Genomic DNA, 26,562 nt, shown 5'->3' on the forward strand with positions numbered 1-26,562 from the left:
CCTATTATAGTAATATATATCTATAGCAATATACCTATTTGAAGGAGGAAGAACGAATGGATCCCATTTCATCTCTGTCTGAACTTTTGGCGGAGCAAAAAGCATCATCGTACATCGAGATTCCGGGCGCAGTTTCCAGGACGTTCGGGCAAACGACATTGTCCACAACGCTGCCAATGAGCAAGCTGTTTTCCATTTATGAAGTGGATTTGGAAGTGCAGCGCGCCATTGTTCCACAAAATTTATCCAAGCTGATGGACTATATCATGCTGTACCTGGATCATCAGCAAGGCATTTATTTTCCGGGGATTATTCTTTCGGCGCGGGGTGCCGGAGAATATGATGCCGATCAGCAGGTATACCGGCTTCAAGCGATTGAAAAGCTGTATGTGGTAGACGGACAGCATCGTCTGGCCGCCTTCCGGAGAATTATGGAAACGCTGCAAAGCAATATGGCCCGCGCCAAGGACCGCAGAGAATACGACCGGATGGAAGAAATTACGGATAAGCTGAGCAAGCTGTACACGTTCCCGATGTCCACGATGATTTATCTGGATATTAACGCTCGCCAAGAACGCCAGCTGTTCTCCGACATCAACAAGCTTCCGCGTAAAATCGGCGGCAATCTGGCCGTGCTGCGCGAGCAGCGCAGATTTTACCATGTGCTGGCGACGCATTTGGCGGCTGAAGCCCCGGCGATGAAGCAAATTACGGTGGATATGTTTACGGAGCGGGGCAAAGGTCCGGAGTTTTTATTCTCCTACCACCTGCTGGTTGAAATCCTGTGCGGCCTGTTCGAAGGTCGGTTGAAATCGGCTGCCCGCAACAACGGCTACTATTTCAGCGACAGTGAGATTGAAGAGCATTTCAAGCTTGCTTCCTACTACTTCGACGTCATGCTTCGTTACTTGCCGGAGCCTGAAAAGGGCGAGCTGTGCTGGACGGAAAATCTGCAAATCGCGATGGCTCTGTTCTTCCATGACGAAGTGACCAAGACAGGGACCTTCAACCGCTACGCGCTGGAATATACGATGAAGATATTGCCTCATATCGATTGGAATGCGATCTACGTAGGCGATGAGAAGGATCGGCTGCCTAGACGTTCGCGTATCATGAAGGCTTACCAATACATTAAGGATTTCTTTCAGGAGCATCACGTGTTCTTGATTCGCGATAAGGAGGACGTCGGCTAATGGATGGACTTTGCCTTAAAATGACGATTCACCCGTTTTGTGAAAAATTCGGATTGGCCACAGTGGCTATTCAAGTGCAGGATTTGCTGAACTATACGACGATTGACCCGATGGTTCAACGCAAGCTTAGCGCCGGCCAACGCCGCAAAATATCCAATTACTTGCAGGAGCGGGAGCTGGACCGCGTCTTTTTCGGACCTGTTACGCTATCCCTGCGTGAAGTAAGCTCCCTTGCCAAAACGGACAAAGGCTTGTTCCTTCGTCCCGGCTCCAAGCTCAGCATTTTGGACGGCCAGCACCGGATTCTGGCTCTTGGCTATGTTAACGAGCAGCTGCTGAAGGAAGTGCGCAGCCATGAGAAGAAGGCGGCAGCTCTGAAAATCAAGCAGCGCCGTATGCCAGACAGTGAGGAAGTAAGGCTGGAGCTTGAGCAGATGGAAGGGCTTGTCGAGCAAATCGAACGCCGCCGTCTGGAATTGGTGGAGAGCGAGCTGGCTGTGCAAATTTACATCGGCTTGAGTGAAGAGGAAGAGAAGCAGCTGTTCGGCGATATTAACTCCAAGGTGCAGCTTGTCAGCAAAGAGCTCGGCCATTCGTTTGACAGCATCGATCCGCTGAACCTGGTGATTCAGCAAGTCGTGGATCATAATGTATTCCTGAAGGGTGCCGGTGTTGAACGCAGAGGAAACCTGACTTCCTATAATAAAAACTTCACTTCGTTCAGCTGGCTGTATTCCACAGCTACTATGCTGTTTACGGGAAAAATGCAGCCGTCCTACGAAATGGCGCGCAAAATCCGTCAGGACCCTTCGACGCATATTGAGATTCTTCATCAATACTTCAGCACACTCTTGCCATTAATGCCGGAGCAGCCTGGACTGCCTCAATACAGCTCGGCCAGCCGGGCCATGCAGGAAAGTATCGCCCTGTATGCTCATAGACATCTGTTTGTGGACGGGAAGTATACGAAGAACTGGACGTCCTGTCTGAGCATCTTTGAGGGCTTCGACTGGACTCACGAGAATGAGCTGCTGATTGAACGCTTCGGCACTCTCGATAACGGCAAGCTGAATCTGATTCATGAGAAGTCGCTGCGCAAGCACGGCAAGCTGGTACAGCTGTTCCGTGAAATGCACGGCGAGCCTGTCGATGCCGGAGACGAAGCATCGACAGCATAAACCCGTTAAAGCCAAAAATCCGTGAAGAAACGTTCCTGTTTCTCACGGATTTTTTTTCATTTTCTATAAGCCTATAAGCCGGTTTGGGCGAATATCACATCCGTTATTCTACGGCCAATCTCCTGTAGGTGCAACAGATTATTTCGCATCGGCCGCACAGCGGAAGCCCATATTGCCTGCGGAGCTGTCCGGCGTATTGGAGCTGCGCGCTGCGACCCGGTAACGGTTGCAATAGGATTTATGACATAAGTAGGAGCCGCCCCTCATGACGCGGGAGGTGCCTTTTTCCGGACCTTTAGGATTCGTGCGGGGCTCGTTAAGATGCCAGGTCGGGCTGAACCAATCAGCGCACCATTCCCAAACGTTGCCCGCAACATTGTACAGTCCGTAGCCGTTGGGCGGGAAGGAGCGGACAGGTGCAGTTCCGGCATAACCATCGCTCATATTGTTTTTCTCCGGGAACTTCCCTTGCCAAATGTTGCACAGATGCTCCGTGCCCGGTTTGAGAAGATCGCCCCACGGATAACGCTTTTGCTCCAGACCGCCCCGGGCGGCGTATTCCCATTCCGCCTCCGTCAGCAGCCGTTTGCCCGCCCAACGGCAGTAGGCATGGGCGTCGTTCCAGGAAACGTGGATGACAGGGTGGTCCATGCGGTCCTCGATGGAGGAATCCGGCCCTTCCGGATGGGCCCAGTCCGCCCCTTCGACATTCCACCACCAGGGGGTCCGCTGCACGACATGCTTTACATTCGCAGCCGTTTGCTCCGATACGAACAAATGGAACACGAACGACCAGCCGAACTTTTCTGCTTCCGTTTGGTAACCGGTCTCTTGAACAAACCGGGCGAATTCGGCATTGCTGACGGTGCAGGGATCGACGTAGAACGGATCTATGGTGACAGGTCGGACAGGCCCTTCGCCGTCTTGAGGGAACCCCTCCTGATCATCGGTTCCCATCAAAAACGTCCCGCCCTCCAAATAGATCATGCCTTCCAGAGGGTCCCGGGAAGAATGAGCCCCTGCATCCCCGGCGCTCTTTTGGAGACTGTCCAGAGATATCGTCTGCTTGTCTTGTGGGGCCTCATTTCGGCTGGTGGAGCAGCAGGATGGCTTGGATGTTTCGTTCATTGGGTTGTCCTCCTTAGAGTTTTTGCGTATGCAAAAACTAGCATCGAAAGCATACGCTTAGAGTTTTTGCGTATGCAAAAACTGGCATCGAAAGCATACGCTTAGAGTTTTTGTGAAGCGTATTCCTATTTAAAGCTCTGTAAGCTGATTGATGACCATAATAGCCGCACCGGTAACAAGCGCTTCCTCACCAAGATGCCCTAGGCTGAATACCACCTGATAAGCCGGGTAGTAATAGGTGTTGCGAATGGCAACCCGGGTAGCGATTTGAAAGAAGCTGGGATCGCTGCTGATCAGGGATCCGCCCAGAATCACCTTTTCCGGATGAAGGATGTTAATCAGGTTGGACAAGCCGATGCCGAAATAAGTGGCTGCCTGGGCGAAGATTTCTACTGTAAGCGGATCATGCTCCTTGAGGCCTTCCAGCAAGTGCATAAAATGAATGTGCTCCGGGTTGCTTTCCTTATAACGGAGGGAGGTTTCCCTTCCTTGCTTTAACCGGGAGCGCGCCTGCTGCTCCAATGCATGAATGGAAGCATAGGATTGCAGACTGCCGTAATTGCCGTGGTCATCGACTCGGGGCCCGTCCGTTTGGATAATCATTTGGCCGATGGAGCCTTCCATATCTACAGCCCCATATACAACCTTGCCGTTGGACATCATGGCAGAGCGTATGCCCACCCCTGCATGAACATAGAGCAAATGTCGGTAATCACGGTTCCGGTCGGACCAGGATTCACCCATGATAGCCGTGTTAGCCCCGTTATCCAGCAGCACCGGGAATCCCAGACGGCCCTCCAGATACCCGCAAATCTCTACGTTGCGCCAGCCGGGCGCCGAGAAATATAACGGCTCCAGAATGATGCCGGATGACCGGTCCAATGGACCGACTGCCCCGATTCCCATACCGAGCACAGCCTCGGCGGCGATATTGTGCTCCTTCATCATCCGCTCGGCTGCTTCGGCGATTTCCTTCAGCAGCCGGGAAGGCGTCATAGTCTCATCCATGACCCAGCTTTGTACACCAAGCTTGTTCATGTGCAAATCGCAAAGGATCAGCTTGGAGTTCATCCTCGATATATCCAGCCCGAATACATAGGCTGCCTGAGGATTGGTTTCGTATAATATGGGCCTGCGGCCTCCGGTGGATTCACCGAATCCGGCCTCTACCAGCCAGCCTTGTGCCGTCAGCTCCTCCAACGTACGGGTTAGCGTACTGCCCGTCATTTGGCTTTGCTCCAGCAGTTCGATCTTGGACACAGTCCCCTGTTTGCGGATCCGTTCGTAAATCTCTTTATGCTTGCGGCTGCCGATCCTTTCATGAATAGGTAACAAGCTCATCGATAACCTCCAACCTATCGAAATCAACCTTGGCTTTCTTTAAGCATAAATTATACACCAGTTGTAAAGGCTTAACCATAGCATAAGGCTTGCCGCCTGCTCCGGCAGCAAATGACCGGATTGTGACATCCTTATAAAGTTTGGTAAGATAGGAATAATGCGGTTCGGATGAGCAACGTCCGTAGTTTTTACTGCAATGGGTTCAAGCAAGTGGAAGGAGACAGGAGAACAACATGTCAGATTGGTATCGAAAAAGCTTCGGGGACGATTATTTGCTCGTCTACAAGCACCGGGATATGGAAGGGGCATACCATGAGGTAAAGCGGATGATTGAATGGCTAAAGCTGCCCCAGGAGTCCAGTGTTCTTGATTTATGCTGCGGGATGGGGCGTCATTCCATGGCGCTGCGCGACTTCGGCTACAAGGTGACGGGAGTCGATCTATCCAGTGTTTTATTAATGGAAGCGAACAAGCTGAATGTAAATAAAGAAGTGCGGTTTCTTCAGGGGGATATGCGGAATGTGCCGTTGACGGAGACGTTCGACGCCGTTGTCAATTTATTTACTTCGTTCGGTTATTTCGAGCATGATGAAGAAAACGAACGGGTGCTGAGAGAGATATATCGCCTGCTTGCGCCGGAAAGCAAAGGGAAATTTATTATCGATTATATGAATCCGGATTATGTGAAGCAGCACCTGGTGCCTTTTTCTTCGAGGATGGAAGGCGGCATTACCATTGAAGAGAACCGCAGGATTGAAGACGGCTTTGTTAAGAAAACGATTGTCGTCAGAGACTCGGATGCCGTGGAAAGAACTTATTTGGAGCAGGTGAAGCTGTACGGGCTGGAAGCGTTTCGGGAGATGCTTGGCCGATCCGGCTTGGAAGTAACCCATGTTTACGGAGATTATCACGCTTCGGAATATGACCGCAATGAATCCAAAAGAATGATTTTTGTCGGTCATAGAAGAGGGTAGGAGCGAAGATATGAACTCATATACGATTCACAACGAGACATACATCCAGGTGAAAGTTCCTCTGCCCTTTCCTTTGCGCTGGGTCAACAGCTATCTGATTCGCGGAACGAACGGCTATACCCTGGTCGATCCGGGCCTGCATACTGAGGCATCGGTACAATGCTGGGAGGAGGTCTTGCGGGAGCTGAGACTGGACTACAGGGATATCGAGCAAATCGTGCTTACCCATCATCATCCCGATCATTATGGGCTTGCCGGATGGTTCCAGCAGCGTTCGGGAGCGCCTGTTCGGTTATCCCAGGCCGGTTATGACCAGGCTCGCTTGCTTTGGGGAGACAAGCAGCCGATGACCGCAGCCCTGCTCTCGCTCTTTGCAGCTCATGGGATGCCGCAGGAGCTGGCAGGACCAATGGAAGACAATCTGGATACCTTTGTCGAGATGGTGTCTCCTCAACCGGAGGTATCTTTTATCACGATCGGAGAGCCTTTCCGGCTCGGAGACTTGACGTATGAGACGATACATACGCCCGGCCATGCTTTGGGGCATATTTGCTTCTATCATGCCGATACGAAAGCCATGCTGTGCGGGGACCATGTTCTACCGCAAATATCCCCGAATGTCAGCTATTTGCCGGGTATCGACGAAAATCCGCTTGCCAGCTTCCTGCAAAGTCTGGAGCAGATGAAGCAGTACGAGGTCGAGTGGGCATATCCCGGCCACCGGGAACCGTTCGCAGCCTGGGGCAAACGTACTCAGGAGCTGATCAAGCACCACGAAGAACGGCTCGAGCATATGCGCGGTCAATTGGAGAGCCCTCAGACAGCATACCAGGTTTGCCGAAGGACCTTCGGCGACCGTCTGACTCTGCATCAGCTTCGTTTCGCATTGTCTGAAACCCTGGCGCATTTGATCCATTTGAATTCGGAGGAACGGGTCCGGCAGATAGAGATGGACGGAATGATCTATTATCAAACCTTATAGATAGCCAATAGCTGAATGGAAGCATCCAAGCCTTGAATGAAAAGGCTGGATGCTTTTTTTTACGCATTGTGGCAGGGATTTCTACGGCTCGAATGGTGTCGATGTTTGTACTCTTCATGATATGGCAATAATTGAACCTATATCCCCGTCTTCCCTTAAATTCCGTTCAAGAAAAGCACAGCCAGCATCGTGAGGAGGCGTTTGCATGTCCATATTGAAGTGGTTCAGGACGAAACAAAAAGGTAACCAACCGGCCGGCGGACGACAAACTTCTTCCACTCCGACGCCATCTCCGGAACGCAATTCGAACGCAACCATTAACGGCAATATGGAGGATACGCTTCAATTCATTAACAAAGCTTTAGGCGAGAATGACGATTTTTTGATTCGGCGTTTTCATGTGTTTGGACGGTTTCAAGCAGTAATGATGTATTTTTCCAATATGATTAATCAAAATACGGTGAATACGGATATTTTAAAGCCGTTAATGCAGCCACCTGTCTATTTGGAGCCTAAGAGCATCGAAACTCATCAGCTCAAGGAGATCCTGCTGAACGACGTGATGTATCACAGTGAAGGCAAGCTCGAAAGCTATCTGGACAAATTGGTGGACGGCCTGGTGCGCGGGGAAACCGTGGTAGTAGTTCAGGGGCTTGACGAGGCGTTGTTAATCGGGACACGCAATATTGATAAAAGATCGATCGATCAGCCGGCAACGGAAATGGTCATCCGCGGTCCACGCGAAGGCTTCATTGAGCTCCTTGGGACGAATATTGCGCTGATTCGTTACAGGCTGCAATCGCCTGATTTTCGGATGCATACGATGGAAATCGGCAAAAGAACAAAGTCCAAGGTCGCCGTATGCTTCATGGACGGGATCACGAACCCGGAGCTTGTGCAGGAAGTGAAGAAAAGGCTGTCCAAGATCGATACGAGCTCAGTGCTTGATTCCGGCGTGTTGGAGCAGTATATCGAGGATAATCATCTGTCTCCATTTCCGCAAGTACAGTATACGGAGAGGCCCGATAAAGTCGTCGCCAATATGCTGGAAGGCCGTGTTGTCATCATGGTTGACGGTTCTCCAATGGCCTTGATGGTTCCGACGGTGTTCAGCCAATTGTACCAAACGGTAGAAGATTATAATGAAAGATTTCTGCTCATGAGCTCCATACGAATGGCGAGGCTCGTTGCCCTCGTCTTTTCGTTAATATTTCCGTCCTTGTATGTTGCCGTCATTTCCTTTAATCCCGAGCTGATTCCAACCGAATTTGCCGTAGCCGTAGCCGGCGGCCGTTCCGGCGTTCCTTTTCCGGCCATCATCGAAGTGCTGATTATGGAGATCTCCATGGAGGTGCTTCGGGAGGCGACCATCAGGCTGCCACAGCAGGTTGGCGGCGCCTTATCCATTGTCGGCGTACTCGTCATCGGGCAGGCGGCGGTATCGGCGGGATTTTCCAGTCCGATTACGGTCGTCATTATTGCGTTGACTACGATTGGCTCCTTCGCTACACCTGCTTATAACGCTGCGCTCGCTTTGCGTCTGCTGCGGTTTCCCCTCATTATCATGGCCGGGCTGTTCGGACTTTACGGCATTATGATCGGGCTGATCTTAATAGCCAACCATCTGCTCTCGTTAAAGTCCTTCGGAGTTCCGTATTTGAGCCCGCTTGTCCCCGGCAATTTCAAAGGGATGAAGGATCTTTTGTTCCGAAGTCCGCTTTGGTGGTTTAAAAGCAGGCCGGAGATGCTGAAAACAATCGATGATACCAGGACTGCTCCAAACATCATGGATGAGCTGAAGAACACTTCTGAGAATGTATTGGATCCATTGAACCAGAGAAAGAAGGAGCGGTAACCATGTTCTATCGTCAGATTACAAAGATTCAAGCGACAACGATTCTGGTGAGTACGATCATTGGAGTCGGGATTCTTCCCTTACCCCTGTTCGCTGTACGTGAAGCGGGGTCTGCAGCTCCATTGGTCACCTTGCTCGGGACATTGCTTGCTTTTGCAGGCTTATGGCTCATTACCATTCTCGGCATACGATTTCCGAACCAGTCCATTGTGGAGTACAGCCCTGCTATCATCGGCAAATGGCCCGCAGCCGTCGGCAGCCTGTTGATCATCGGGTTCTTCGCCGTTTTGACTTCCCTTACTGCACGTGAATTCGGAGAGGTAGTCATTACGGCAGTATTGAAGAGGACGCCTTTGGAAGTGACCGTACTGGTCATGCTGCTGCTTTCTGCTATCTCGACCCGGCAGGATATGAGAACCTTTGCTTACATCCATAATTTTTACTTCCCCATGCTTCTTGTACCGGTTCTTTTGATCGTTGCCCTTTCTTTAAAAAATGCGGATACCATTAATCTTCAACCTGTTTACGGAAATTTCTCCGGCAAGATCATGTCGAGTATTTTTACCGTAGCCGCCTTGTTTCAGGGCTCCTTTATTATGACGATCGTCATTCCCTCCATGCGGCAAGCTCATTTGGCTATGAAATCCAGCCTTTGGGCTATCCTGATCTCCGGGGGGCTGTACATCACGATTGTAGCGGCAACGATCGGAGTATTCGGCGCCGAAGAGACCAAACTGCTGCTCTGGCCTACCTTGGAGCTGGCCAAGACGACCTCGCTGCCTGCGAATATTTTGGAGCGGTTGGATGCGGCGTTTTTGGGGGTATGGGTAACGGCGGTGTTTACAACGCTATTTTCCAGCTATTACCTCACCATTCGATCCTTGAGCAATCTGTTCGGCTTACGCAACCATAATCTTTTTTCTTATTTTGTTCTGCCCTTCGTGTTTATTTTGGCGATGCTGCCCGAGAATATTTTGCAAATGTACGAAATTATTCAGAATGTAGGCCGGGTAGGACTTTTTGTAACGATTGCCTATCCGGGATTGCTGTTGATAATAGCTATCCTCCGCAAGAAAAGAGGGGATCAGGTTGGTCAAGGTGCCGATAAGAATCCTTAAGCTGGGCATCGGGCTGCTGCTTATCCTTCCTGTCCTGACCGGATGCTGGGACCGATTGGAGATCGAGGACAGAGCTATTGTGCTTGGGGTTTCGGTGGATTTGGCCGGTCCTGGAGCCGAGTCAGAGGAGGAGGAGGTTGCCCACCTTCACGACAAATTTCCAGCTCCTGAGAAAAGCATGATTCGCGTCGCGGCGCAGATAGCATTGCCCGGTAAAATTCCGCTTGGCCCCGGCGAATCCGGGGTTTCAGGCAAGGGTTCAGGGGATACCGTATGGGTCATTGATGTGGTAGGCCACACCATTGACGATGCGCTGATGAACTTGCAGCAGCAGCTCTCCGCGAAGCTCTTTTTCGGGCATTTGCGCGTGATCGTAGTATCGGATGCGTTCGCGCGAAAAGGACTGCAAAATTTGAATGATTATTTCAGACGCAACACGGAGGTCCGGCGAACGGCCTGGATGATGGTTTCCAAAGGAAACGCCGAGCAGCTGATGAGGGCCGCCCCGAAGCTGGAACGCGTTCCGACGCTGTATTTGTTGTCCACTCTGGATGGAGCCGTTAGGGCGGGCAAATTTCCGACGGATTTCGTTGGTGTTTTTTGGAGCAACGGCTCCAAGAAAGGGCAGGAAGCCTTCCTGCCTTATATTGAGCTGATGAAAGCGGGAAATGTGGAGCTCAAGGGAATGGCGTTATTTAAAAACGACAAAATGATAGAAACCACAGAGCCGTTCGACATCGCCGCTTACATGGGAATTAAAGGCCTGAATCCCGCAGGGTACAGGGCGTTTATTCGGCTGGATGATAATCCGGCCAAGACGGTTACGGTATTTGCCAGCAGCCGCAAATCCAAGTTGAAAGTCCGTATTGTAAACGGTATTCCCCATTTCCAATTGTCCGTTTTTACGGAAATCAATCTGGAGGAGAAAATGAGCGAGGCCATTTACACAAATAACTCGGCGGTGCTCAAAAAAATCGAGCAAGAGGATATGAAATCCTATAAGAAGGCTATTGAAGGATTGATAAAAAAGACCCAAAAATCGGGCTCGGACATTTTTGGCTTTGGCGAGTTTGTTAGGGCCAAGGAACCCAAATACTGGAATGAAGAAATCAATTCCGAAGAAAACTGGCAAAAAATGTATAAAGAAGTGACTGTAGATGTCGAAGTGGTATCAAGAATGCGCAGAGTTGGAATGAAGGCCAGATAAGCGGTGCCGGAAATCAAGACATAGTCGGATGGAGGGAAGGGGCCTTGCTGATTTCTTATTCGAGCTATCTAATCTACTCCGTCCCCCTATTGTTAATTACAGGGCTCTATATACTGGTTATCGATGTCAAAGGGTATGAGATGGAATCCTGGACAAAAGAACAGAAAGCGGCGCGTATCCTCGGATGGATCAATATTACCCTAGGTATTTTGTTAATAGGGGTCAATTGGTTCGTGGATTAAGCGAATCAGGGAGCCGGTAAGAGGACGGGCTGTCCGGACGGAAAGATAGAAGGAGGAACATGTGTGTTGACAATCGGAAAGGGCTGGCTTCTCATAGGAGCGGCGTTATGGCTGCTGCCAGGCTGTTCGGCGGATCATCATTCGGAGAAGGTTATGACGATGTCACCGAAGGATATGGACTCGCCGGTGCTGGCTGTTGATGTTACGGATCAAGGAACTATGAAGATCACGGGGCTGCAGGGCATCAGGCCGCTAGGGGCTGCAGGGGAAAAGCAGGTTGTGCTGGTAGGGGAGGCGTTTGTCGCCCGCAACGGGCTTCCGCTTGGAGGCAAGCAGCTCCCGCGTGAGCTAAGTCTGCCGAGTCAACGGCCGCTCATCGCCTTGGTAAAAGGATCTGCGGAAGCGCTGCTGAATCAAGAGCGTGATATGGGGCCATGGCTGCCGGAGCTTCGGCTCTTGGATGACCTGATACATTCCTTTCATTCCTATCGGGATCACGGCCCTCGGGACCGCTTCCTTCCATCTGTTACTCCCGCCGGCGATTCAGGACAAGTCCTCGTTCAAACGGCCGTCATGCAGGGGGATAAACCGGAGGCATGGTATACCCGGGAGGAAATGCAGCTTTTATCCTGTCTGGACGGCCATCAGGGGATAGGAGCTCTTCCGCTTAAGGAGCTAAGCGGCTTGCACCGGATGGATTGCCGTGTCCAATGGAGCGGGAACGGCGATCTCAAATCGCCCAGGATTCATGCGAAAGTTACGGTTGTATTGAACGACGGTCCAGCCCTCGATAGCGGGGGGCGAGTGTCAGCGGAAGAAGCATTGGAGCAGCAGCTTACCGAGCTGCTCCGCCGCCAACAGGCGCAGCGGATCGATCCATTGGATATCGGGCGAGTGATCAATTCGCAATACAGAGGAGTGTGGACAACGGATCGTTGGCGAGCTGCATTGGCAAGAGCGGATATTCGAGTGGATGTTCGCATCACTTCCTAGCCTTTGGTTAAGCGGCAAAGGCCAGAGCTGCCGGATAACGGAGCTTCTGGCCTTGTCCTGCGAGCTTACGGATGGTCTCTATGCCCGGCTTGCTCTCTCTCCGCTTCCTTTTCCGCTTGCTTGCGGTGGGCGATGCGGCTGCTTGCCGCGGCAGCGATGGCCCCGACAATATCATCCAGAAACGTATGCTTGTGCGGTCCGTTTTTGTCGTTAAGCATTTTCAAAATGCCAGGCTTTACCTTGTCCACGTAACCGAAATTCGTGAATCCGATACTGCCGTACACATTCACAATCGATAAGGCCAACACCTCGTCACAGCCATAGAGTCCCTCGTCGTTCCATATCATGTCTTGAAGCGGAGGGAGCAGCTTGCCTTCTTCTGCAAGGATATCCAGCTGGATGCCGGTTAATATGGCATTTTGGACCTCTCGCTTTTCAAGTACCCGCTCTATGCTCTCTATACATTGGTCTATAGACAAGTTTGGATAGTAGTCCTTTTGAAGGAAAAAGGTCAATTCTGCGATATCGTTCAAGCTAACTCCTCGCTTGGTTAACCATTCTTTTGCCGCTTCGGCGACTTTTTGCGAGTCAAGATTATATGGCATACAGGAAGTCCTCCATGGAGCAAATGGGATTGAATTAAAACTGAAAGTAGTTTTTGCCTTGTCGCTTGGCTTGATACATCGCTGCGTCGGCAGAGTTCAGCAAAGCGTCAGCCTCTTGACCATCCTCCGGGTAGACGGCCGCGCCCATGCTGCAGCGATGCGAACGGTGTATGGATCAATGAAAAATGGCTGGTCGATCGCGTCCGCGATTCGCTTTGCAATGCCGTCGATCTCTATCGACATCACCTCTTCAAAGGAGTGATCCAGATTCAGGCTGGAACCCCGTTACATTCATGGGCCGTGCAACCTATTTTACCACAAGGTACGGATTCATTTCATTAAAGGGGAGGAACCCCGAATGAGGACAAATTGTTGTCATAAAACTTGTCTCCTCCTCGTATAGTGGGAATAAGAGAAAAAGGACAAACAACCCTTTTATTCAAGGAGGAATCATCCATGAAACAGTACAGATGGACGCAGTGGGCGGCGGTAGGAAGCATCGTAGTGCTGCTCACCTCGGGCTGCTCGGTTTTGGGAACGAAGGAACATTCGCAATCGATCGATCCTCCGCCTACCGGAGCCGATGCCAGTGCCATGACGGCCAAGCCCGTAACCGCGCCGGTGATTCAGAACCCGATGCCCGTAACGGTATATGCCAAGGACAGCAACGGTTTGGTAGTGCCTGTATCGCTCAATGTAGAAAAATCGGTGGAGGTAGCCAAAAAGGCGCTGGAAGCGATGGTGGATGACGGACGCTCCAATTCCCAGCTGCCAACAGGCTTTACCCCGCTGATTTCCAAAGGTACGCAGATTAAAGGAATAGATATCGTGAAGGACCAGAAGCTGGCTATCGTCGATTTCTCCGAAGCGTTCACAAGCTATAACGTACAGGACGAGCGTAAAATATTGGAGGGAATTACCTGGACCTTAACCGGTTTCCCTTCCATCGAGAAGGTGCAGCTGCGCGTTAACGGAAAAGAGCTGAAGGAAATGCCGGAGGGAGGCACTCCTATGGACGAACCGTTGACTCGAGCCATGGGGATTAACCTCGAAAAGCCGGAAGATGTAGAGTATGGTCAATCTACACCGGTAACACTCTACTTCCTCGGCCAAAATCAGGATAATTACAAGTATTATGTCCCTGTAACCCGCCTTGTCAAACGTACGGATAATGTAGCCCAGGCCGTAGTTGAGCAGCTGATTGCCGGTCCCGACAGCAAAAAAGGGCTTTCGGCCGTTATGACGCCGGGGGCCGAGCTCAAGCAGGTCAAAAAAGCGGATGACGTTATAACGGTCGATTTTTCCGATAAAGTGCTGGGACCCGATAAGAAAGCCCCTGCGGATGCGTTAAAAGCGGTCGTTCTTTCCTTAACCGAAAATACAGGCGCTGCGACCAAGGTTCAGATTACCGTCAACGGTGACAGCAAGGTCAGCGCCAGCGATAACCAGAGCTACAGCAAGCCGGTCCTCCGTCCAGCCACGGTCAATCCGCAGAAAATGTAGCGTAGCGAGAAGAGGGCCGAGGGGCTCTCTTCTTTTGCCTTATGGCCCTGTTTATTGCGGAAAGGACGGACCTCGGTGAACTACGTACCCTGGCAGCCAGAGGGTACAATTGGAAGTCGATGAGCCACTCTGGTACAATGGTGGATGTCAGAAAACCCGGAACCGGGGCTTTGCCTGAATTTTGTTCCCTATGAGCGGAAGGAAGGGCGAGTTCGCGTTGTTTCTTTGGGGGAACTGCATATAGCATGAAGGAGGCAATAAAATCAGTATGAGAAGCGACGGGAGAGCAACGAACCAAACACGTCCTGTTACTATTACGACCCATTACAATAAGCACGCCGAAGGCTCGGTGTTGATTGAGGTAGGAGATACGAAGGTCATTTGTACGGCTACCGTCGAAGAGAGAGTTCCTCCTTTCATGAAGGGTCAAGGGAAGGGCTGGGTCACAGCGGAATATTCGATGCTGCCTCGGGCTACCCAAGTCCGTAATCAGAGGGAGTCCGCCAAGGGGAAGCTCGGGGGACGGACGATGGAGATTCAGCGATTGATCGGCAGAGCCCTGCGTTCCGTAGTAAATCTGGAAGCTCTCGGAGAACGCTCGATTACCCTGGATTGCGACGTAATTCAAGCTGACGGGGGGACCCGCACTACCTCCATCACCGGATCGTTCATTGCAATGGCTTATGCCATCGATAAAATCGCCAGGGAAAAGCATTTGCCGAAATACCCGATTACCGATTTTCTCGGTTCCGTCAGTGTAGGGATAGTGAATGGCGAGCCATGTCTGGATTTGAACTATGAGGAGGATTCCAAGGCGAAGGTCGATATGAACGTCGTCATGACCGGACTCGGCAAATTCGTTGAGATTCAAGGAACCGGCGAGGAAGCTCCGTTCTCCCGTCAGGAGCTCGATGAGCTGCTGGCCTTGGCGGAAACCGGCATTCAGTCGATGATCGCCGAGCAAGTAACCGCTTTGGGACCGGACATTTCCGAGCGCATCAGGAGAGCTGCACATGAAGAATCTCGGGTCTGAGATCGTCGTTGCTACCCGGAATGCGGGGAAAGTCAAGGAGCTCGAGCCGCTGTTCCGGCAAAAAGGGATTGAGGTCAAAAGCCTCCTCGATTATCCGGATATGCCGGACATTATCGAGGATGGAGATACGTTCGCCGCGAACGCGCTTATCAAGGCCCGCGCCATAGCCTTGCATCTGGGGATTCCGGCGCTTGCCGACGATTCCGGCCTGTGCGTAGACCGATTGAATGGCGAGCCCGGCGTCTATTCAGCCCGTTATGCGGGGGAGCCCTCTAATGACGAGGCCAATAACAGGAAGCTGCTCGAAGAGCTGTCCAAGCTTCCTCGCTTCGACGGGGAGCAGACGAGATCATTGAGCCCGGCGCGTTTCGTATCGGCGATCTGCCTGGTGGATGCCGGAGGGCAAGTGGTCAGCGCAGTGGAAGGCAGCTGCGAAGGCGAGATTCTTTCCTCACCGCGGGGAGATAAAGGGTTCGGCTATGATCCTCTGTTCTACATCCCGGCAATGGATAAGACCATGGCTGAGCTGAGTATCGATCAGAAGAACGCCATTAGTCATCGCGGAAGGGCTATACAGGCGTTATGGGATGATCTTGAGAATAAGTAAGAACGGCAAAGGACCGGCGCGTTCCTGCGTGTGATTCATGCAGGAACGGAACCGATCCTTTTCATCGTTCAGTGCTTTGCAGGCGTTTATTAGAGCCATCAGTCATTGGCCTCATCTTACGGTAACTTTATAATGACGCAGCCAGGTATCCACCTGCGCGAGATAAGCGAACAGCTGCGGACCGGTCATCAGCTGGCCGAACCAGGGGAGATCGAACTGGCTGGCGTCCCCTTCCGCCAATGCGCGGATTTTGGGCGCGTCAATGAATTGCAGGATCGGCGAGCCGGGATCATCCAGAATGTCGAGCACCCATCTTTGAACCGCCGCCAAATAGCTGGGATTATGAGTTTTGGGATACGGGCTTTTTTTACGTGTCAGGACGTCGTCCGGCAGCACGCCGCGGAGCGCTCTGCGAAGGATGCCCTTCTCCCTGTCCCCGGACGTCTTGATCTCCCATGGAATGTTCCAGACATATTCGACCAGCCGATGATCGCAGAAGGGAACGCGGACTTCGAGGCCGACGGCCATGCTCATCCGGTCTTTCCGGTCAAGCAGGGTCGGCATGAAGCGGGTAATGTTCAGATAGGACATTTCCCGCATCCGGTTCTGCTGCTGATCCTCGCCCGCAAGCCTCGGCACCTCGGACAGCGCTTGGCGGTAGCGCTCCTGCACGTACTGCTCGGGCTTAACCCAATTGACCAGCTCGGGTGAAAGCAGGCTAACGCGTTCCCGGGTTGCCAGGGACCAGGGGAACGTATTGGCGTTTAAGGCTTCCGAACGATGAAACCAGGGATAGCCCCCGAATACTTCATCGGCGGCTTCGCCGGAAATGGCCACAGTCGCATCCTTTTTGATTTCACGGCAGAACAAGTACAAAGAACCGTCGACATCCGCCATTCCTGGCAGGTCACGGGCGAACACGGCCGTCTTCAATGCTTCTACCAGCTCCGGCGTATCGAATTCGATATAGTGGTGCTCGGTGCCGAGAAATTCAGTCATTCTTTGTATCCATGGGGCATCCGAATTAGGCTGAAATGCATTGGCTTTAAAATGCTTGTCGTTATCTACATAATCGATGGAATAAGTATGAATTGTGCCCATATTATGCTCACGGTAATAATTGGCTGCGAACGTCGTCAATGCGCTGGAATCCAGACCCCCTGACAATAGGGTGCAGATGGGAACGTCCGATGCCAGCTGACGCTCTACCGAATCCTTGAGCAGCTCGTGTATCCGTTCGGCGGTGGTATCGACATCGTCTTCATGCGGCTTGCTTTCAAGCTTCCAATAGGCGCGGATTTGCATGCCGCTGCGGTCAACCGTCATGCAGTGTCCGGGCTTCAGCTCAAACATGTTGCAATAGACCCCGTGCCCGGGCGTACGCGCCGGTCCGACTGCGAAGATTTCGGCGAGTCCCTCGCCGCTGATTTGAGCGGAAAAGTCCGGATGTGATAAAATCGCTTTGGGTTCGGACCCAAACAGCAGGCGCCCGTTCGAATAGGAATAGAAAAGAGGCTTAACGCCCAGTCTGTCCCGTACCAGGTATAACGATTGCTCGAGCGAGTTCCATACGGCGAAGGCAAAGATGCCGTTTAACCGGTCCACGCATGCGCGTCCCCATTCGATATAGGAGACGAGAAGCACCTCGGTATCGCAGGTTGTATAAAATTTGTGGCCGCGCTGCTCCAGTTCCTTTTTGAGCTCGGGAGCATTGTACAGCTCGCCGTTATAAACGATAGAGAACGTGTTGTCTCCGTATTTGCGGACCATGGGCTGTGCGCCGTTAGCCGGATCCATCACGCTCAAGCGGCGATGTCCTAGCGCGCAATGCTGTGTAATCCAAGTTCCGGAGGCGTCAGGCCCTCGATTCGTCATTGTATCCGTCAACTGCTCGAGAATAGACGGATACTGAGTCAAGTCTTTTTGCCAATCAATCCATCCCGTTATTCCGCACATGGCCTTCATCCCTCTCCTGTTGTTTCTGTTCTGCAAAATGACAAGCTTTTCGACAGCGACAGCATGATGCTAAAGGTTATGCCAGGCAGAATCGTAAAATGTCTGTCCTTCCAAGAGGAAAAGATAGACAAAAACGAAAATACCGTTTACACTATGCGTTAGCGGTCCAAATTCAAGAATCGATGCAAGATGAATAGAACAAGTGCGATTATCCCACTCTAACCTTATGGAGGCACGAGGGGAAGAAGTTGTTATCAAGCGACGCTTCTGTTTATCTTCTTGGCCAATACGGCCTTATGCGGTGCTAACGGATATCGGGCTAAAGGATGATTTAACTCAAAGTTGCCGGAAAGCTGTAAAGCCTACCGAACCGATCAAGAAGAAGAGGTGGTCATACGTTATGAAGAAGACGAAGTTATCCAAAGCACAAGTCCAATACAAAGAGGCCAAAGAGCACTTTGAGAAAGTGAACGAGGCTTTTCAAAATAAGCTGGCTACCGTTCAGCTGCTGGGTGTTGTCAACCAGGAGAAGGTAGAGGAGCTGATCGAGCAGACAGGTCTTCATACGGCTCTGAACGAGCTGGGAGCTGCCGAGAAAGCACTTCTCGCATGGTCTCATGAAGCGATTCAGAACGAAAAGGATTATTTGCAAAATAAGGATGCCGTGGACAAGATGTATGCCTTTATCGATCAGGATCCAAACATTAAAGCCAAATTAATCCAAGCGGCTATGAAAATTTATTAATACGTTAGCACGTTTGACAGCGGGAGGACGTTCCTTCCGCTGTTTTTGCTGTTGGATTCGCGCTGATTTTGCTTTCCGTCCCCGAATGGGGTACACTGACGTTCATAAGAAATTCCTTTTTATAGAGGCTTTGGTTTAGAAGTCGGTTAGGTGGTGTGCTTTTGTCCGGAAAATCGAAGGATAACGTGATTCTATTTCCTAAAACAGTTGAATTTTATCAGTTTGAGCTAACCCGGATGCTGGAGACGGAGCGATATGGCGAAGCCATTGAGCTGCTGAGCTTTCTGCTCTCCTGTCAAAGTCCGGATGAGAGAGCGAGTGAGGAGTGGCGGGCCCTGCTGCAATGGCTGCAGACCATGTTTCCCGATGCCCTTGCCGCAATGCCGGATGGAGAGCAAGAGGACTATACCGAGCAGGATTTGCTTCGGGAGCATGTTGCCGCAAAGGCAAGAGAGGACAGAGGCTATACGGACAAATTGCTCGGGATGCTGAGTGAGTCCGGATCCATGGAGCATCAGCTGCTTGCTTTGGGACAATTGGCGCTTCTGGACGATCCGGGCATTAACGGGAGGCTGGTTGAATGGCTGGGTTCGGAGGAACGGCATCCCATGATTCAGTATAAAACATTGCAAACGCTAAAGCTTCGCGGAATGTCCGGCATGCTGCGGCTGCCTAAAAACGGGGAGACGCTTTTTGTCGAAATAGAGGATACACCGTCCGATTTCGATCAATTCCCGCCGCAGATCAACGAAATTTTGGAACGGATCCGGGAAAACAGCCAGACAGGCCATCCGGCCTTGGCTTATTTTGCCGAAGAGACCTGGAACGAATTTCTGGCTTTCGTATACGGAACCCCAATTTACAGGCAGATGCTTCTGATGGAAAGCGAGAACGTTGACGCCTGGGCCGCCGCATTTCATCTGGTCCTGCTGGAACGGGTTTTCGACAGCGGGGACCGGGAGGAAATATTCGAGCTGTATGGCATTACCAATGAGCTGATGTTCCAGTGGGAACAGGCATATCGCATCATGCAGCAATTTGCCGCGGCGACGTTTACGGCGAGACTTCATGATTGAATATTTTTTTCGATGAACTGCAACTTGAAAACATGAAGGTATATGTTATAATAGAATGGTTATATTGACGACCTTGGGACAAGCATAACACCCTTATTCGTCAGAACGTGAAAATTGTGATGGATAATTTTTGGAGGGGAAAGCATAAAATGAAAGCAAGCTGGGAAAAAATAGAGAAGAACGTTGGAGTTCTTGATATTGAAGTGGACGCGGACAAAGTTGCCGACGCACTGGACAGAGCATTTAAGAAAGTAGTAACGAAAGTCAACGTTCCGGGTTTCCGCAAAGGGAAAGTGCCTCGTCAAATCTTCGAAGCTAAATTTGGCGTTGAAAGCTTGTATCAAGATGCTTTGGATATCGTAGTTCCTGAAGCTTACGTTGAAGCGGTGAACGAGACAGGAATCACTCCTGTAGACCGTCCTGAAGTAGACGTTGAGCAATTCGGCAAAGGCCAAGCTTTGAAATTCAAAGCTAAAGTTATCGTTAAGCCAGAAGTTGAGCTTGGCGAATATAAAGGTCTTGAGCTTGAAGCGCAAGATGCTGAGGTAACCGCAGAAGAAGTAAACGAAGAGCTGAATAAATTGCAGCAGCGTCATGCTGAGCTGGTTCCTGTTGAAGAAGGTCCTGCGCAAAACGGCGATGTTGTATCCATTGACTTCGAAGGCTTCGTTGACGGCGTAGCATTCGAAGGCGGCAAAGCTGAGAAGTATTCTCTTGAGCTTGGCTCCGGCAGCTTCATTCCTGGTTTCGAAGAGCAAGTGGTAGGCTTGAACAAAGGTGAAGATAAGGACATTACCGTAACTTTCCCTGAAAACTACCATTCCGAAGAGCTGAAGGGGAAAGAAGCAGTCTTCAAAATTCACCTTCATGACATCAAACGTAAAAACTTGCCGGCTCTTGACGACGAGTTTGCAAAAGACGTCAGCGAATTCGAAACTTTGGAAGAGTTCAAGCAAGATCTTGAAAGCAAGCTGAAGCAGCGTAAAGAAAGCGAAATTCAATCTAAAAAAGAAGCGGATGTAGTTGAAAAAGCAGCTGCAAACGCAACAGTGGATATTCCGCCGGTAATGATCGAGAACGAGTGCGAGCAAATGCTCAAAGAGTTCGAGAACCGTCTGTCCAGCCAAGGCATGAACCTTGAATTGTACTACCAGTTCACAGGTCAAAACGACGACGTGCTGAAAGAACAAATGCGCGGTGACGCGGAAAAACGCGTTAAGAACAACCTTGTTTTGGAAGCTATTGCCAAGGCGGAGAACCTGGAAGCTTCCGAAGAAGAGCTTAACAACCAACTGCTGCAAATGTCCCAATTGTACCAACGCTCTGCAGATGAGCTTCGCGCGATTCTGGAAGCAAACGGTAACTTGGATAGCATGAAACACGATATCGTTATTTCTAAAACCGTTGGCTTCTTGGTTGCTAACAGCAAATAATAAGCATCACATAGGAGGTAAGGCACGTGTCCATATGCGTGCCTTTCTCTATAGGCAAGGTTTCGCACCCTTGTCTTTAAGTTTAATACATATTGTAACAACGGTTTGTCCGTGGCATCCTGCGCTTTTGCGGCATAAGGAATCGGACACGCTTTGGCTCTTCCACATTCAACATACGACCAACGTTGTAATGCAAGTACATAGGATACACCTTGACTCTGCGATGATTTTCTGCGGCATGGAATGGCAATGCTAAGCATAGGCTAGTTTTTTTATGCTGAGCATGCGGGAGATTCGCGAAATGTTATTAAACGTGCTACAATGTATTTTGCAAGTCAATTTTTGAGCAAAGGGGTTGGAACAATGGGTCTGATACCTATGGTTGTTGAGCAAGAAGGACGCGGGGAGCGCTCCTATGATATTTATTCCCGCCTATTGAAAGACCGCATTATCTTTATCGGCAGTGCCATTGACGATGATGTTGCCAACCTCGTTATTGCGCAGTTGCTGTTTTTGTCCGCGCAGGATGCCGAGAAAGACATTTCTCTGTACATCAATTCACCGGGCGGTTCGGTAACTGCCGGAATGGGTATATATGATACAATGCAGTTCATTAAACCCGATGTATCTACCATCTGTGTAGGTATGGCGGCAAGCATGGGCTCCTTGCTACTCACCGCAGGGGCAAAAGGCAAGCGTTTTGCGCTTCCGAACAGCGAAATTATGATTCATCAGCCGCTTGGCGGCGTAAGAGGCCAGGCATCGGATATTAAAATCCATGCGGACTGGATTATTAGAACCAAGCAAAAGCTGAATCAAATTTATGTAGAACGTACGGGGCAGCCGCTTGAGAAAATTGAGCGGGATACAGACCGTGACAATTTCATGAGCGCTGAAGAAGCCAAGGAATACGGGCTTGTTGATGCGGTTATCACTCGTAACGAATTGAATGGATAAGGAGTGATTGCATGTTTAAATTTAATGATGAAAAAGGTCAGCTCAAATGTTCCTTTTGCGGAAAATCTCAGGAGCAAGTACGCAAATTAGTAGCTGGACCAGGCGTCTATATATGTGATGAATGTATCGAGCTTTGTACGGAAATCGTTGAGGAAGAGCTTGGACATGAGGAAGAGCTGGACCTTAAGGATGTACCGAAGCCAAAAGAAATCCGCGCTATCCTGGATCAATACGTTATTGGACAGGATCAGGCGAAAAAATCGCTTTCCGTTGCTGTGTACAACCACTACAAGCGGATCAATTCCCAGCAAAGCAAGCTGGAGGAAGTTGAGCTTCAAAAAAGTAACATCGTCCTGTTAGGTCCTACAGGCAGCGGTAAAACGCTACTTGCTCAGACTTTGGCCAAAATTTTGAACGTACCTTTCGCTATTGCCGATGCTACGTCTTTGACGGAAGCCGGCTATGTAGGGGAAGACGTTGAAAATATTTTGCTTAAGCTGATCCAGGCGGCGGATTACGATGTTGAAAAAGCGGAACGCGGCATTATTTATATCGACGAAATCGATAAAGTAGCACGTAAATCCGAGAATCCTTCCATCACACGTGATGTTTCCGGTGAGGGTGTGCAGCAGGCGCTGCTGAAAATTTTGGAGGGCACTGTTGCTTCCGTTCCTCCTCAAGGCGGCCGCAAGCATCCGCATCAGGAATTCATCCAGATCGATACGACGAACATTTTGTTCATCTGCGGCGGTGCATTTGATGGTCTGGAGCAGATCATCAAGCGCAGAATCGGTAAGAAAGTGATCGGCTTCGGTACCGACGGGCATAAAACGGATTTGAAGCCAGGAGAATACCTGTCGATGGTGTTGCCTGAAGACTTGCTCAAATTCGGTTTGATTCCCGAGTTCGTGGGCCGTCTTCCAGTCATTTCTACTCTGGAGCCGCTTGATGAAGCTGCGTTGGTACGGATCTTGACTGAACCTAAAAACGCGCTCGTGAAGCAGTATCAGAAGATGCTGGAGATGGATAACGTTTCTCTTGAATTCAACGACGAAGCCCTCGAGGAAATCGCGCGCGAAGCCATTAAGCGCAATACCGGCGCCCGCGGCTTAAGAGCGATCATTGAGAGCATCATGCTGGATGTCATGTATGAAGCTCCTTCCCGCACGGAGGTTTCCACTTGCGTTGTAACGAAAGAGTCGATCCAATCCAAGATCACTCCGGAAATTACAAGCAAGGACGAGAAATCCGTTAAGAAAAAAGAAGAGAGCGCATAAATAACTAAACCATACGACCTCCAATCCGGGAAAAAGCCATTAATTGGCTTTTTCCTAGAGCGGAGGATGTTTGGTATCATGGGAGAGATCGAATACATGTTTCACAGAACAGAGACTATCCCGGTTAGAGTTGGGGATTTAACGATCGGCGGCAGCAATGAAGTCATTATGCAGAGTATGTGCACAACCAAAACGGCCGACGTCAAATCGACCGTTGCAGAAATTCATCGATTGCAGGACGCAGGCTGCCAGCTGGTTCGTGTCACGGTCAACAACAAGGAAGCTGCTGAAGCGATTAAGGATATCAAGCGTCAAATTCAAATCCCATTGGTAGCAGATATTCATTTCGACCATCGTTTGGCCCTTATGGCTATCGAGAACGGAATCGATAAAGTTCGCATTAATCCGGGCAACATCGGACGCCGCGAAAAGGTTGAAGCTGTCGTTAAAGCCTGCAAAGAACGGGGAATTCCTATTCGGATCGGGGTTAATGCAGGTTCACTTGAAAACCATCTTCTGGAGAAGTACGGCTACCCGACACCGGAAGCTATGGTAGAAAGCGCATTGTACCATATCGGCATCCTCGAGGAGCTGGATTTCCACGATATCATCGTCTCTTTGAAAGCCTCCGACGTTCCGATGGCTATTGCTGCTTATACGCAAGCTGCCTCGGCGTTCAGATACCCTTTGCATTTGGGCATTACCGAAGCCGGGACCTTATTCTCCGGTACGGTGAAAAGCTCCGCCGGCATTGGTGCCCTGCTCAGCATGGGGATCGGCTCTACGCTTCGTATCTCGCTTAGCGCGGATCCGGTAGAAGAGATTAAGGTAGCCCGGGAGCTGCTCAAGACGTTCGGTCTGATCAGCAATGCGGCAACCCTGGTATCCTGCCCTACCTGCGGCCGTTTGGATATCGATTTGTTCTCTATTGCTAATGAGGCGGAGGATTACATCTCCAAGATTAAAGTGCCTATCAAGGTTTCTGTCCTTGGCTGCGCCGTAAACGGACCTGGCGAGGCAAGGGAAGCCGACATCGGGATCGCCGGTGCAAGAGGTGAGGGGATGCTATTCCGTTACGGTGAAATGATCCGGAAAGTGCCCGAAGCCGAATTGCTTAGCGAGCTTAAGAAGGAAATTGACATTATTGTAGAGCATTACGAGCGGACTGGAGAAATTCCGGGCAGAAACAAACATTCAGCACATGCTTAATAACAAGACAAAGCAATGTTTCTCTTCTCAGAGACATTGCTTTTTTAATTTTTACATGAATATCATTTCATTGCGGGTTCCATGAATAGGTTTTCTTCTGGATACAAATAACAAGGAGAGTGCTTCTAACTATTCAGGAGGAAAGTTCTATGAATCAAACAACGAAATGGGTTGTTATGTATTTTGTCGCTATTTGCCTGCTGCTTGGACCAACCGGTATGGTTCGGTCGGAGGGAGAAGGGGCCGGTCCGAAGAAAATAGCGATTGTTATTGATGATCTTGGTAATGATATGCAGGGCACGAAGGAAATTATGGAACTGCCGGTACCTTTCACCGTTGCCGTTATGCCGTTCTTACCCACAACCAAACGGGATGCGGAATGGGCTCATTCCCTCGGTCATGATGTGCTTGTACATATGCCCATGGAGCCGGTCAAAGGCAAGAAAAGCTGGCTCGGCCCAGGCGCCCTAACGACCGATTTATCCGATGAGGAGATCCGGCGCCGCGTCATAGCGGCTATTGAAGAGGTTCCTTACGCCATAGGCATTAATAACCATATGGGGTCTAAAGTGACGGCAGATAAAAGAATGATGCGCATTGTGCTGGAGGTGTGCAAGGAAAAGCATATGATCTATCTGGACAGTAAAACAACTCCCAAAAGTGTAGTCCCGATGGTGGCACAAGATCTGAATTTCCGCACGTTGGAAAACAACATTTTTATGGACGACATTTACACGCGCGAGCATATTGTAAAGCAAGCCCTGAAGGTTCTTAAGCATGTGGACGACCACGATACTACCGTTGTCATAGGTCATGTAGGGCCTCCAGGGAAGCATACCGCGGCCGTCTTGAAACAGACGATCCCGTCGATTCAGAAAAAAGCGCAGTTTGTTACGATTTCGAAGCTGGTCTCCTAGGGGGGCCAGCTTTGTATGCCATACAGAGTTTTTCGACATGATGGAGCTCAAGCCTGGGGTCCCTTGCCAAGTATTGAATAGCTTGAAGTCAGAGACCGGGTTGTTTTCACCGCCGTATTTTGTCATGAATGATCCGTTCAGTCCGGGGCTGCTGAAGGTAGTTAAGAATTCCGTTGGCGATGGCTTGAGCCAGCTCCTGCTGCCTCTGCGGCTCGGTCATTTGAGCGCGGTCCTGCGCATTGGAGATAAACCCCATTTCACAGATAACGGCAGGGACCTGAATATGCTTTAATATATAAAACGGCTTGCCATGCGTGACGTGTCCGGACGTGCCGTACAGCTGATTCAAGGAATTTTGGAGACTGACGGCCAGCCTTTTGCTCGCATCGGACTTTTGATGCAGCACGATAGCGCCTCGTTTACTGCTCTTAGAGGACCAATTCACATGAATACTGACGACGGCTTTGGGACGGATTTCGTTGGCCAGGTGGCTTCGTTGTGCCAGATCCTTCAGATGCCGGGATCGGGACCGGAACCAGCGGTTCTCTCCGCTTAAGGCATAGTCCTCTATGCGGTTCATAAGTACCACCTTTCCCTTTTGCCGCAATAGGTCATAAATCAACCTCGATATTTCCAAATTAATATCCTTCTCATAAAGTCCTCCGTACAGAGTACCGCTGTCGACTCCGCCGTGACCAACATCGATCAGCACGTCCACATTGGAGACGATCGGATTTTTCGCAGCTTGATGATGGTCTGATCGTGCGTCTAATGGCTGATTGGAAGTGAAGAAGATCACGGAAAATAAAAGCAGGAACACGGCCAAGCGTCGCATAAAACTACACTCCTTAAAGTTTTCGTAGAAAACTGGCATCGAAAACATAGACTTTACGATAAAACTTCCCTCTTATGGTTCTCTCCCATTAGGTTCTCATACGGTCCAGAAAACTTTCTCATAACCGTATGAATCCGCCCTTTTAAGGGGAATACTACCAGGTATATGGAGCTTATTCGTTTGGTGCGGAAGGCGAAC

General features: G+C 50.4%; 26 protein-coding genes. 19 read left to right on the forward strand and 7 right to left on the reverse strand.

All coding sequences use genetic code 11. The features are described from left to right. The first annotated feature begins 56 nt into the window (after positions 1-56). Together B1728_RS09680 and B1728_RS09685 are read left to right on the forward strand one after the other, a co-directional pair. Positions 57-1,193: a DGQHR domain-containing protein gene (locus B1728_RS09680; RefSeq protein ID WP_079909981.1), complete on the forward strand. Its 1,137-nt coding sequence runs from the start codon at positions 57-59 to the stop codon at positions 1,191-1,193. Beyond that, positions 1,193-2,371: a DNA sulfur modification protein DndB gene (locus B1728_RS09685; protein WP_079909982.1), complete on the forward strand. Its 1,179-nt coding sequence runs from the start codon at positions 1,193-1,195 to the stop codon at positions 2,369-2,371. The genes B1728_RS09680 and B1728_RS09685 overlap by 1 nt, the downstream gene beginning before the upstream one ends. A 138-nt stretch (positions 2,372-2,509) precedes the next feature. Here the strand turns inward: B1728_RS09685 and B1728_RS09690 are convergent, their stop codons facing one another. Together B1728_RS09690 and B1728_RS09695 are read right to left on the reverse strand one after the other, a co-directional pair. Next, a complete protein-coding gene (locus B1728_RS09690) occupies positions 2,510-3,499 on the reverse strand; it encodes a formylglycine-generating enzyme family protein (protein WP_079909983.1) in 990 nt (329 codons plus the stop codon). A 129-nt stretch (positions 3,500-3,628) separates the two neighbouring features. Continuing rightward, positions 3,629-4,840, reverse strand: a complete 1,212-nt coding sequence (locus B1728_RS09695) for an ROK family transcriptional regulator (protein ID WP_079909984.1) — start codon at positions 4,838-4,840, stop codon at positions 3,629-3,631. Positions 4,841-5,073: 233 nt separating this feature from the next. Between B1728_RS09695 and B1728_RS09700 the strand changes: the two genes are divergently transcribed. From B1728_RS09700 to B1728_RS09730, 7 genes are all read left to right on the forward strand, one after another. Next, entirely contained in the window at positions 5,074-5,814 is a 741-nt protein-coding gene (locus B1728_RS09700) for a class I SAM-dependent methyltransferase (protein ID WP_079909985.1), read from the forward strand. Positions 5,815-5,824: 10 nt separating this feature from the next. Further along, positions 5,825-6,796, forward strand: a complete 972-nt coding sequence (locus tag B1728_RS09705) for an MBL fold metallo-hydrolase (protein WP_079909986.1) — start codon at positions 5,825-5,827, stop codon at positions 6,794-6,796. Between the two features lie 205 nt (positions 6,797-7,001). Further along, positions 7,002-8,651, forward strand: a complete 1,650-nt coding sequence (locus tag B1728_RS09710; RefSeq protein WP_079909987.1) for a spore germination protein — start codon at positions 7,002-7,004, stop codon at positions 8,649-8,651. A 2-nt stretch (positions 8,652-8,653) separates the two neighbouring features. Continuing rightward, on the forward strand, positions 8,654-9,769 hold the full coding sequence (locus B1728_RS09715; RefSeq protein WP_079909988.1) for a GerAB/ArcD/ProY family transporter: 1,116 nt from the start codon (positions 8,654-8,656) through the stop codon (positions 9,767-9,769). Continuing rightward, the gene (locus B1728_RS09720; protein ID WP_256865308.1) at positions 9,750-10,976 is read left to right on the forward strand and encodes a Ger(x)C family spore germination protein; all 1,227 of its coding nucleotides are present in this window, start codon (positions 9,750-9,752) and stop codon (positions 10,974-10,976) included. Before B1728_RS09715 ends, B1728_RS09720 begins: the two co-directional genes overlap by 20 nt. 44 nt (positions 10,977-11,020) lie before the next feature. Further along, positions 11,021-11,218, forward strand: a complete 198-nt coding sequence (locus tag B1728_RS09725) for a CLC_0170 family protein (RefSeq protein WP_079909990.1) — start codon at positions 11,021-11,023, stop codon at positions 11,216-11,218. Positions 11,219-11,281: 63 nt separating this feature from the next. Further along, positions 11,282-12,211: a Ger(x)C family spore germination C-terminal domain-containing protein gene (locus B1728_RS09730; RefSeq protein ID WP_079909991.1), complete on the forward strand. Its 930-nt coding sequence runs from the start codon at positions 11,282-11,284 to the stop codon at positions 12,209-12,211. A 65-nt stretch (positions 12,212-12,276) separates the two neighbouring features. Here B1728_RS09730 and B1728_RS09735 read toward each other — a convergent pair whose 3' ends face one another. From B1728_RS09735 to B1728_RS36245, 3 genes are read right to left on the reverse strand one after another with little or no spacing between them, the layout of a single operon-like run. Beyond that, on the reverse strand, positions 12,277-12,816 hold the full coding sequence (locus B1728_RS09735) for a phosphatidylglycerophosphatase A family protein (RefSeq protein ID WP_079909992.1): 540 nt from the start codon (positions 12,814-12,816) through the stop codon (positions 12,277-12,279). A 34-nt stretch (positions 12,817-12,850) separates the two neighbouring features. Next, on the reverse strand, positions 12,851-12,964 hold the full coding sequence (locus B1728_RS09740; RefSeq protein WP_079909993.1) for a diguanylate cyclase domain-containing protein: 114 nt from the start codon (positions 12,962-12,964) through the stop codon (positions 12,851-12,853). Continuing rightward, positions 12,913-13,059, reverse strand: coding sequence for a hypothetical protein (locus B1728_RS36245; protein WP_179135937.1), 147 nt, complete (start codon positions 13,057-13,059; stop codon positions 12,913-12,915). Before B1728_RS36245 ends, B1728_RS09740 begins: the two co-directional genes overlap by 52 nt. A gap of 213 nt (positions 13,060-13,272) precedes the next feature. Between B1728_RS36245 and B1728_RS09745 the strand changes: the two genes are divergently transcribed. The 3 genes from B1728_RS09745 (at position 13,273) to B1728_RS09755 (ending at position 15,959) form a co-directional block, all read left to right on the forward strand. After that, positions 13,273-14,319, forward strand: coding sequence for a GerMN domain-containing protein (locus tag B1728_RS09745; protein WP_079909994.1), 1,047 nt, complete (start codon positions 13,273-13,275; stop codon positions 14,317-14,319). A 268-nt stretch (positions 14,320-14,587) separates the two neighbouring features. Then, positions 14,588-15,352, forward strand: coding sequence for a ribonuclease PH (gene rph / locus B1728_RS09750; protein WP_079909995.1), 765 nt, complete (start codon positions 14,588-14,590; stop codon positions 15,350-15,352). Beyond that, positions 15,333-15,959 carry an XTP/dITP diphosphatase gene (locus B1728_RS09755; protein ID WP_079909996.1) on the forward strand — a complete coding sequence of 209 codons (627 nt, stop codon included), beginning with the start codon at positions 15,333-15,335 and terminating at the stop codon, positions 15,957-15,959. The genes rph and B1728_RS09755 overlap by 20 nt, the downstream gene beginning before the upstream one ends. Before the next feature lie 111 nt (positions 15,960-16,070). Here B1728_RS09755 and asnB read toward each other — a convergent pair whose 3' ends face one another. Continuing rightward, the gene (gene asnB / locus B1728_RS09760; protein ID WP_079909997.1) at positions 16,071-17,915 is read right to left on the reverse strand and encodes an asparagine synthase (glutamine-hydrolyzing); all 1,845 of its coding nucleotides are present in this window, start codon (positions 17,913-17,915) and stop codon (positions 16,071-16,073) included. 400 nt (positions 17,916-18,315) lie between these two features. Here asnB and B1728_RS09765 point away from each other — a divergent pair, with 400 nt between their 5' ends. The 7 genes from B1728_RS09765 to B1728_RS09795 all read left to right on the forward strand — a co-directional run bounded on the left by B1728_RS09765 (position 18,316) and on the right by B1728_RS09795 (position 25,529). Then, positions 18,316-18,660, forward strand: a complete 345-nt coding sequence (locus B1728_RS09765; protein ID WP_079909998.1) for a hypothetical protein — start codon at positions 18,316-18,318, stop codon at positions 18,658-18,660. A 161-nt stretch (positions 18,661-18,821) separates the two neighbouring features. Further along, positions 18,822-19,736, forward strand: a complete 915-nt coding sequence (locus B1728_RS09770) for a hypothetical protein (protein WP_079909999.1) — start codon at positions 18,822-18,824, stop codon at positions 19,734-19,736. A 149-nt stretch (positions 19,737-19,885) separates the two neighbouring features. Continuing rightward, complete coding sequence (tig, locus tag B1728_RS09775) at positions 19,886-21,169, forward strand: trigger factor (protein WP_079910000.1); 1,284 nt, start codon at positions 19,886-19,888, stop codon at positions 21,167-21,169. A 363-nt stretch (positions 21,170-21,532) separates the two neighbouring features. Beyond that, complete coding sequence (gene clpP / locus B1728_RS09780; protein WP_079910001.1) at positions 21,533-22,126, forward strand: ATP-dependent Clp endopeptidase proteolytic subunit ClpP; 594 nt, start codon at positions 21,533-21,535, stop codon at positions 22,124-22,126. Positions 22,127-22,137: 11 nt separating this feature from the next. Next, positions 22,138-23,403, forward strand: coding sequence for an ATP-dependent protease ATP-binding subunit ClpX (gene clpX, locus B1728_RS09785; protein ID WP_079910002.1), 1,266 nt, complete (start codon positions 22,138-22,140; stop codon positions 23,401-23,403). A gap of 96 nt (positions 23,404-23,499) precedes the next feature. Beyond that, positions 23,500-24,612 (forward strand): flavodoxin-dependent (E)-4-hydroxy-3-methylbut-2-enyl-diphosphate synthase, encoded by a 1,113-nt coding sequence (ispG, locus tag B1728_RS09790; protein WP_079910168.1) that lies wholly within the window; start codon positions 23,500-23,502, stop codon positions 24,610-24,612. Between the two features lie 149 nt (positions 24,613-24,761). Continuing rightward, positions 24,762-25,529, forward strand: a complete 768-nt coding sequence (locus tag B1728_RS09795; protein ID WP_483310972.1) for a divergent polysaccharide deacetylase family protein — start codon at positions 24,762-24,764, stop codon at positions 25,527-25,529. Positions 25,530-25,635: 106 nt separating this feature from the next. On the opposite strand, the gene B1728_RS09800 is transcribed toward B1728_RS09795, so the two are convergent. Continuing rightward, entirely contained in the window at positions 25,636-26,364 is a 729-nt protein-coding gene (locus B1728_RS09800; protein ID WP_256865309.1) for an N-acetylmuramoyl-L-alanine amidase family protein, read from the reverse strand. Positions 26,365-26,562 lie beyond the last annotated feature (198 nt).

It is taken from the genome of Paenibacillus sp. 32352 (assembly GCF_002042965.1).
Taxonomy (GTDB): Bacteria; Bacillota; Bacilli; order Paenibacillales; family NBRC-103111; genus Paenibacillus_S; species Paenibacillus_S vulneris.

What these genes read in the sequence shown, in the direction of transcription:
- B1728_RS09680 (WP_079909981.1), top strand. Translation starts at nt 57, where the DNA reads ATGGATCCCATTTCATCTCTGTCTGAACTTTTGGCGGAGCAAAAAGCA.
- B1728_RS09685 (WP_079909982.1), top strand. Translation starts at nt 1,193, where the DNA reads ATGGATGGACTTTGCCTTAAAATGACGATTCACCCGTTTTGTGAAAAA.
- B1728_RS09690 (WP_079909983.1), bottom strand. Translation starts at nt 3,499, where the DNA reads ATGAACGAAACATCCAAGCCATCCTGCTGCTCCACCAGCCGAAATGAG.
- B1728_RS09695 (WP_079909984.1), bottom strand. Translation starts at nt 4,840, where the DNA reads ATGAGCTTGTTACCTATTCATGAAAGGATCGGCAGCCGCAAGCATAAA.
- B1728_RS09700 (WP_079909985.1), top strand. Translation starts at nt 5,074, where the DNA reads ATGTCAGATTGGTATCGAAAAAGCTTCGGGGACGATTATTTGCTCGTC.
- B1728_RS09705 (WP_079909986.1), top strand. Translation starts at nt 5,825, where the DNA reads ATGAACTCATATACGATTCACAACGAGACATACATCCAGGTGAAAGTT.
- B1728_RS09710 (WP_079909987.1), top strand. Translation starts at nt 7,002, where the DNA reads ATGTCCATATTGAAGTGGTTCAGGACGAAACAAAAAGGTAACCAACCG.
- B1728_RS09715 (WP_079909988.1), top strand. Translation starts at nt 8,654, where the DNA reads ATGTTCTATCGTCAGATTACAAAGATTCAAGCGACAACGATTCTGGTG.
- B1728_RS09735 (WP_079909992.1), bottom strand. Translation starts at nt 12,816, where the DNA reads ATGCCATATAATCTTGACTCGCAAAAAGTCGCCGAAGCGGCAAAAGAA.
- B1728_RS09740 (WP_079909993.1), bottom strand. Translation starts at nt 12,964, where the DNA reads ATGGGCGCGGCCGTCTACCCGGAGGATGGTCAAGAGGCTGACGCTTTG.
- B1728_RS36245 (WP_179135937.1), bottom strand. Translation starts at nt 13,059, where the DNA reads ATGTCGATAGAGATCGACGGCATTGCAAAGCGAATCGCGGACGCGATC.
- B1728_RS09745 (WP_079909994.1), top strand. Translation starts at nt 13,273, where the DNA reads ATGAAACAGTACAGATGGACGCAGTGGGCGGCGGTAGGAAGCATCGTA.
- rph (WP_079909995.1), top strand. Translation starts at nt 14,588, where the DNA reads ATGAGAAGCGACGGGAGAGCAACGAACCAAACACGTCCTGTTACTATT.
- B1728_RS09755 (WP_079909996.1), top strand. Translation starts at nt 15,333, where the DNA reads ATGAAGAATCTCGGGTCTGAGATCGTCGTTGCTACCCGGAATGCGGGG.
- asnB (WP_079909997.1), bottom strand. Translation starts at nt 17,915, where the DNA reads ATGTGCGGAATAACGGGATGGATTGATTGGCAAAAAGACTTGACTCAG.
- B1728_RS09765 (WP_079909998.1), top strand. Translation starts at nt 18,316, where the DNA reads ATGAAGAAGACGAAGTTATCCAAAGCACAAGTCCAATACAAAGAGGCC.
- tig (WP_079910000.1), top strand. Translation starts at nt 19,886, where the DNA reads ATGAAAGCAAGCTGGGAAAAAATAGAGAAGAACGTTGGAGTTCTTGAT.
- clpP (WP_079910001.1), top strand. Translation starts at nt 21,533, where the DNA reads ATGGGTCTGATACCTATGGTTGTTGAGCAAGAAGGACGCGGGGAGCGC.
- clpX (WP_079910002.1), top strand. Translation starts at nt 22,138, where the DNA reads ATGTTTAAATTTAATGATGAAAAAGGTCAGCTCAAATGTTCCTTTTGC.
- ispG (WP_079910168.1), top strand. Translation starts at nt 23,500, where the DNA reads ATGTTTCACAGAACAGAGACTATCCCGGTTAGAGTTGGGGATTTAACG.
- B1728_RS09795 (WP_483310972.1), top strand. Translation starts at nt 24,762, where the DNA reads ATGAATCAAACAACGAAATGGGTTGTTATGTATTTTGTCGCTATTTGC.
- B1728_RS09800 (WP_256865309.1), bottom strand. Translation starts at nt 26,364, where the DNA reads ATGCGACGCTTGGCCGTGTTCCTGCTTTTATTTTCCGTGATCTTCTTC.